Annotated in this window: 6 protein-coding genes and 1 tRNA gene; 5 read left to right on the top strand and 2 right to left on the bottom strand. The window is 63.7% G+C overall.

Annotation, left to right across the window (positions count from 1 at the left end):
* On the bottom strand, positions 1-426 hold a 426-nt coding region (locus ACE3PP_RS15720), incomplete at its 3' end, for a LysR family transcriptional regulator (RefSeq protein WP_374383956.1).
* A 146-nt stretch (positions 427-572) separates the two neighbouring features.
* Between ACE3PP_RS15720 and ACE3PP_RS15715 the strand changes: the two genes are divergently transcribed.
* From ACE3PP_RS15715 to ACE3PP_RS15700, 4 genes are all read left to right on the top strand, one after another.
* On the top strand, positions 573-791 hold the full coding sequence (locus ACE3PP_RS15715) for a hypothetical protein (RefSeq protein WP_374383954.1): 219 nt from the start codon (positions 573-575) through the stop codon (positions 789-791).
* Positions 792-1,042: 251 nt separating this feature from the next.
* The gene (gene gyrA, locus ACE3PP_RS15710) at positions 1,043-3,859 is read left to right on the top strand and encodes a DNA gyrase subunit A (RefSeq protein ID WP_374383952.1); all 2,817 of its coding nucleotides are present in this window, start codon (positions 1,043-1,045) and stop codon (positions 3,857-3,859) included.
* Positions 3,852-4,376, top strand: a complete 525-nt coding sequence (coaD, locus tag ACE3PP_RS15705) for a pantetheine-phosphate adenylyltransferase (RefSeq protein ID WP_374383950.1) — start codon at positions 3,852-3,854, stop codon at positions 4,374-4,376. The genes gyrA and coaD overlap by 8 nt, the downstream gene beginning before the upstream one ends.
* A 113-nt stretch (positions 4,377-4,489) precedes the next feature.
* Positions 4,490-4,564: transfer RNA gene (locus ACE3PP_RS15700), tRNA-Lys, on the top strand.
* Between the two features lie 38 nt (positions 4,565-4,602).
* On the opposite strand, the gene ACE3PP_RS15695 is transcribed toward ACE3PP_RS15700, so the two are convergent.
* Positions 4,603-5,730, bottom strand: coding sequence for an HPP family protein (locus ACE3PP_RS15695; protein ID WP_374383948.1), 1,128 nt, complete (start codon positions 5,728-5,730; stop codon positions 4,603-4,605).
* Between the two features lie 246 nt (positions 5,731-5,976).
* Here ACE3PP_RS15695 and ACE3PP_RS15690 point away from each other — a divergent pair, with 246 nt between their 5' ends.
* Positions 5,977-6,549 (top strand): biotin transporter BioY, encoded by a 573-nt coding sequence (locus tag ACE3PP_RS15690; protein ID WP_374383946.1) that lies wholly within the window; start codon positions 5,977-5,979, stop codon positions 6,547-6,549.
* Positions 6,550-6,563: the final 14 nt, after the last annotated feature.

Here is a 6,563-nt window from a genome sequence, read left to right as displayed (position 1 = left end):
GGGTTCGAGGTGCGACCAGCTGGTGGCGGTTTCCAGCACCACGTCGACGCTGCCGGGCCGGGCGCGGTAGCGCTGCAGGCGGGTGAGGAGCCAGTTGGCGGCCAGCGCCGGGTCCTCAATCCGCAGGCGCAGGGAGAGGCCTTTGAGGCCCTTGCGCATCCGGTCGGAGACTCGGGCGAGAATGCGGAAGGCTTGGGTGAGGTCGTCTTTCACTTCCTGGCCGACGCGGGTGAGGACGATGCCGGTCCCCTGGCGCTGAACCAGGGCGCCGCCGATTTCGGCCTCCAGGGCCTTGACCTGCTGGCTGACGGCCCCTGGCGTCACGTTGAGCTCGTTCGCCGCCTGGCGGACACTGCCGAGGCGCGCCACGGCTTCGAAGGCCCGCAGGCCGGGCAGGGCGGCAAGACGTCGCGGATTGTTTAGCATAGCTAAACATATCCGTTACTAACTATCGCGTGTCAATCGGGCAGTTCGGTCCTAAATTACCACCACGAAACAAATGCTGCAGGGCGGCATGAACCTCCGGATGAGGACATGCGACGGACTGCAGCTAAATAACTGGAGATTAGATCATGCTGACCCGTCTGTTCCTCCGTGGCCGCGCCAAGGCGATCTCGCCCAAGCTCGAGACGGTGCTGGCGGATTACGACGCCCACCTGTTGCAGGATATGGGGTTGCTGCGCGATCCGGCGAACCATCTGATGCGCGCCCCGGCCGAGTTCTATGCCTACGACACGAGCAAGTTCATGCCCGGTTTCGCCCACGGTTTCGAGGGCCCGAAAGCCGCCTGATCGGGCGCCTTTTCGGACCCTTTGAAAGACCCGGACTCGACCCGTTCCGGGTGACCCCTACCGAAACATCCCTGACTTCTGCCCGCCGCCATCGCCAGATCGCGGCGGGCCTTTGTTTTTATTGACTTTTTTCCGCCTGCAGCCGTGCCGCTTTTGTTGTGGCGCCGGGGCCGATCTGCTATCTTCCGGACGCGGTTTCGGGGGATCCCGCGCTGCCCAATAAAGCATTGAATCACAAGGCATAATTTCCAGTGACTGAAACGCCCGCCACACCCGGATTCGATATCGCGCCAATCAATATCGAAGAGGAGATGAAGCGCTCCTATCTCGACTATGCGATGAGCGTGATCGTCAGCCGCGCGCTGCCCGATGTGCGCGACGGCCTGAAGCCGGTCCATCGCCGCATCCTCTACGCCATGAACGAGGGTGGGTTCTCCTCCTCCAGCGGCTTCAAGAAGTCGGCCCGCGCGGTCGGTGACGTGATGGCCAACTATCACCCGCACGGCGATCAGGCGATCTATGACGCCCTGGTGCGCATGGCGCAGGATTTCTCGCTCAGGGTGTTGCTGGTCGACGGGCAGGGGAATTTCGGCTCGATGGACGGCGATCCGCCGGCCGCCATGCGTTACACGGAATCGCGCCTCTCCAAGGCGGCCGAGGCCCTGCTCGAGGATATCGAGAAGGACACGGTCGACTTCCAGGACAATTACGACGGCCGCGCCCAGGAGCCGGTCGTCCTCCCCGCGCGCTTCCCCAATCTGCTCGTCAACGGCGCCGGCGGCATCGCCGTCGGCATGGCGACCAACATTCCGACGCACAATCTTTCCGAAGTGATCGACGCCTGCTGTGCCTATGTCGACGATCCGGGCCTCGGCATCGACGATCTGATGCGCTTCGTGCCGGGGCCGGATTTCCCGACCGGCGGCATCATTCTGGGGCGCAATGGCATCCGCGAAGCCTATCATTTCGGCCGCGGCTCGGTCGTCATGCGGGGGCGTACCCATGTTGAGGAGATCCGCAAGGACCGCGAAGCGATCGTCATCACCGAAATCCCGTACCAGGTGAACAAGGCCCGCATGATCGAGCGCATGGCCGAATGCGTGCGCGAGAAGATCATCGAAGGCATCGCCGATCTCCGCGATGAGAGCGACCGCGACGGTGTCCGCGTCGTCGTCGAACTGAAGCGCGACGCGATGGCGGATGTGGTCCTGAACCAGCTCTTCCGCTTCACGCCGCTGCAATCCTCTTTCGGCGTGAATATGCTGGCGCTCAACGGCGGCAAGCCGGAGATGCTGACGCTGAAATCGATCATCAGCGCCTTCGTCGAGTTCCGCGAGGAAGTGATCACCCGCCGGACCATCTTCGACCTCGGTAAGGCGCGGGAGCGGGCCCATGTGTTGGTGGGCTTGGCAATCGCCGTCGCCAATATCGACGAGGTGATTCATCTCATCCGCACGGCGCCGGATCCGCAGGTCGCCAAGGAGCGCCTCCTTGCGCGCGATTGGCCGGCTTCCGATGTGGCGCCGCTCATCCGTCTCATCGACGACCCTGAACACCCGATGGGTGAGGGCGAGACCTATCGCCTCTCCGAAGCGCAGGCGAAGGCCATTCTGGACTTGCGCCTGCAGCGCCTGACCGGCCTCGAGCGGGACAAGATCGCGGAGGAACTGAACGGCCTTTCCAAGGAGATCACCGATCACCTGGAGACGCTGGAAAGCCGACCCAAGCGCCTCAATATCCTCAAGAACGAACTCATTGCCGTGAAGAGCCAGTTCGGCTCGGCGCGCAAGACGACGATCGAGGATTCCGAGTTCGAGCACGATATCGAGGACCTGATCCAACGCGAGGACATGGTCGTCACGGTGACTCATGGCGGCTATATCAAGCGCGTGCCGCTCTCTGCCTATCGGGCACAGCGGCGCGGCGGCAAGGGCCGCTCCGGCATGTCGACCCGCGACGAAGATTTCGTAAGCCAAGTCTTCGTCACCAACACCCATACGCCGGTCTTGTTCTTCTCGACCAAGGGCATGGTCTACAAGACCAAGGTCTATCGCTTGCCGCTGGGCAACCCGCAGGCGCGCGGCAAGGCACTGGTCAACATGCTGCCGCTGGGCGAGGGCGAGACCATCTCGACCCTGATGCCCCTGCCGGAAGACGAGGCGACCTGGCGCAACAGCCATGTCATGTTCGCCACCGCCAGCGGCTATGTGCGCCGCAATGAACTCAGCGATTTCGTCGATGTGAAGGCCAATGGCAAGATCGCCATGAAGCTGGAAGAGGGCGACAAGCTGATCGGCGTCGCCGTCTGCACCGACGAGAACGACATTCTCCTCGCCGCCAGAAGCGGCAAGGCGATCCGCTTCCCGGTGACCGATGTGCGCGTCTTTGCCGGCCGCGATTCCGTCGGCGTGCGCGGCATCAAGCTGGAGAGCGGCGACAATGTCGTCTCCATGTCGGTCCTCAATCACATCGATGTCGAGATCGAGGAACGCGACGCCTATCTGCGCATCGCCGCCCAGAAGCGACGCGGCAGCGAGGAGGGGGCGGCGGAACCCGACGAGGCGCCGGCAGAGAATGCCGTTACCCTATCCCCCGAACGCGTGGCAGAGCTTGAGGCCAAGGATGAGTTGATCCTCACCATCACGGCAAAGGGTTTCGGCAAGCGCACTTCGGCTTACGAGTACCGTGTCACCGGCCGCGGTGGCCAGGGCATCGCCAATATCGAAACGTCGGCCCGCAACGGGTCGGTTGCCGCCTCGTTCCCAGTGACCGAGCGCGACCAGATCATGCTGGTGACGGATGGCGGACAGCTGATCCGCTGCCCGGTCCACGACATCCGCGTCGCCCGTCGTCAGACCCAGGGCGTCACCGTCTTCAAGGTTGCCGGCGACGAACAGGTCGTTGCGGTCGCCCACCTGCCCGATATCGGGGATGAGGGCGAGGATGCCGAGGAAGCCAACGGCGAGGCGACCGAGGGACAGGCTCCCGATGCTGGAGCCGCGGGTGACGACGGCCAGGGAGACGACGGCCAGGGCAACGAAGGCGCGGGGGAAGGGGACAATGGCTGAGGGCAGCGGGGCCAAGCGGATCGGCGTCTATCCGGGTACGTTCGATCCGGTGACCAACGGCCACATGGACATCATCAAGCGGGCTTGCCTGCTTGCGGACCGGCTGATCATTGCCGTTTCGACCAACGCCGGGAAAGGCCCACTCCTCACCATCAACGAACGCATGTCGCTGATGAAGGCCGAGATTGCGGACCCCCGGAACGGCCTCGACCCGGACAAGGTCGAGGTACGTGCCTTCGACAATCTGCTGATGCATTTCGTCGAGGAGATGGGGGCCCAGTTCATCATCCGGGGCCTCCGCGCTGTTTCGGACTTCGAGTACGAGTTCCAAATGGCCGGCATGAATGCCCGCCTGGACCCGCAGGTCGAGACGGTCTTCCTCATGGCATCAGAGCGCCAGCAATTCATCTCCTCGCGTTTCATCAAGGAGATCGGGCGGTTGGGTGGCCGGATTGATGAATTCGTGTCGCCACGGGTCAATGACTATCTGAAGAAGATTTTCAGCGACGGCCGGTAACAGGCTGATTATAAAAAATTAAATTTCCCGCTGAGCGCTGGGGTGCAGACCGGTGATGAGGCTTGCTTTTTCACCCGGATAATGGGATTTCATCGCCGCCGCAGTTGAAGGTGGGGCCGGTAGCTCAGCGGTAGAGCATCTGACTTTTAATCAGAGGGTCGCGGGTTCGAACCCCGCCCGGCTCACCAGTCCACCCAAATTCCATTCACTTCAAAGCATTCGCTTCTCATCCAACAGCCGGCACGCGGCCAAGGGTGGCGAGCAGATCTGTCTGCGTGACCACGCCGGCGAGATGGCCCGCCGCATCCGTGATGACCGCCGCGTGGGTCTTGCCGTCGGTGAGTGGGGCGATGAGATCGATCGCCGGTCGGTCGGCCTCTGTCGTCCAGGCAGGCGACATGACGGTTTCGACCGTGTCGCCGGGGCGGAGCAATTCGCGCAGACCCACCGCGCCCACCACCTTCCCGGCTGGGTCGAGCACCGGCAGCATACGGAGGTTCCGGGTGAGCAGAAGCACCCGCGCATCCGCCGGCGGTGTCTGCGGTCCGACATGGACGATGTCCCGCGACATGATGTCGGCGCAGGTGAGGTTGCCATGTCCGCGCTCCAAGGCCCGCAGTTCGACCCGGGAGAGGAGGCGGTCGAGATCGCCCCGGTCGATGTCGAAGGTCTCGCCAAGATCGGCCAGCGCGCCGTCGATATCACGGGCTGTGAAACCGATACGGGTTCCCGGCGCCAGATCCCTGGTGCCATGCGTGTTGACGGGGGCGGGGGCTGGTCGATGTGGGTAGTTGTGCTTGAGCAACCGGTGGTAGGCGAGTCCAACCAGGGTGATCAGCGCGGCGTTGATCGCCACCGGATCGAGCGCGAAGAGGAAGCCGGCATCGGTCACAGCCTTGCCGCCCAGGACGGCAAGCAGGGCAGCGGCGCCACCCGGCGGGTGCAGGCATCGACAAACCGACATCGCAGCGATGGCGAGGGCCACGGCCAACCCGGCGGCAAGGATCGGATCCGGCACCAACAAGGCGACGGCGATCCCGACGAAAGCAGAGATCGAATTGCCACCGATGATCGGCCAGGGCTGGGCGAGCGGGCTCGCCGGGACGGCAAAGAGCAAGACGGCGGTCGCGCCCATCGGGGCCACCAGCAGGGGCAAGTGGGCGATCTCGTTCCCGAAACTGCCCGTGCTGAAGATTCCCAACGTCAGCCGACACAAGAGATAGGTGACGCAAATGCCGACCAGGGCACCGAGACAGGCGATGGCCCGGTCGCGCCAAGTGGCGCCGGCCAGGATCGGCAGAAAGAAGCGCGGCTTGCGACCGGTCGGGTCCGGCGGCGGTGGGCAGGAAGGCATGGGCGGACTACTCGGTCGTGAGGTTCGGCAGCAGGCGTCGGCGGGCCGTCGATCGGCGCCCTACCGATTGCACCATGCTCGGCCCACCCGCTGGTTGCAACTTGCCTCAGAACGGCGTCTTTTGCACCGTTAACCCATTATGCAAGCGAAGGAAAAACCCCTTTCATATCAAGGATGACAGGCGGCTCGGTTCCCCGATATAAGCCACCCATCGCTCTTGCCCATTAGTTACAGGATCTGCCTCTCATGAACGCCATCACGGTGAATGCAACGCTCGCTGAGTCCTTCTGGTCGGGTCTGGCCGCAAGCCGCTTGCGGCAGGTCCTGGCTGTCCTGGTCGGCACCCTTGCGCTCGCGATCTCGGCCCGCATTCAGGTCCCGTTCTGGCCGGTGCCGATGACGATGCAGACTTTCGTCGTTCTGATGATCGGTGCCGCCTTCGGTGCGCGTCTCGCGGTCGCCACCTTATTCACCTATCTCTTTGAAGGTGCCATCGGACTTCCGGTCTTCGCCACCGGTACCGGCCTTGCCTACATGACCGGGCCGACAGCCGGCTATCTGATCGGCTTCCTGGCGGCTGCGACACTTGTCGGCTGGTTCGCCGATCGCGGCCTCGGCCGTTCGGTCGCCACGACGCTGCTGGCCTTCGTTGCAGGCGAGGTCGTGATCTTCAGCCTTGGCACCGGCTGGCTGGCCGCGCAATTTGGTGTCGAGAAGGCTCTGTCTGGCGGCCTGCTGCCGTTCCTGCCCGGTGAAGGCGTGAAATTGGCTCTGGCTTGCGCCCTTCTGCCGGTTCTGTGGCGCCTGAGCCGGCGCTGATCATTCGCCAGAAA

This window comes from Dongia sp., assembly GCF_041910485.1.
Taxonomy (GTDB): Bacteria; Pseudomonadota; Alphaproteobacteria; order Dongiales; family Dongiaceae; genus Dongia.
The sequence above is the reverse complement of the archived record's forward strand: the minus strand, read 5'-3'. Positions and strand labels throughout refer to the sequence as shown.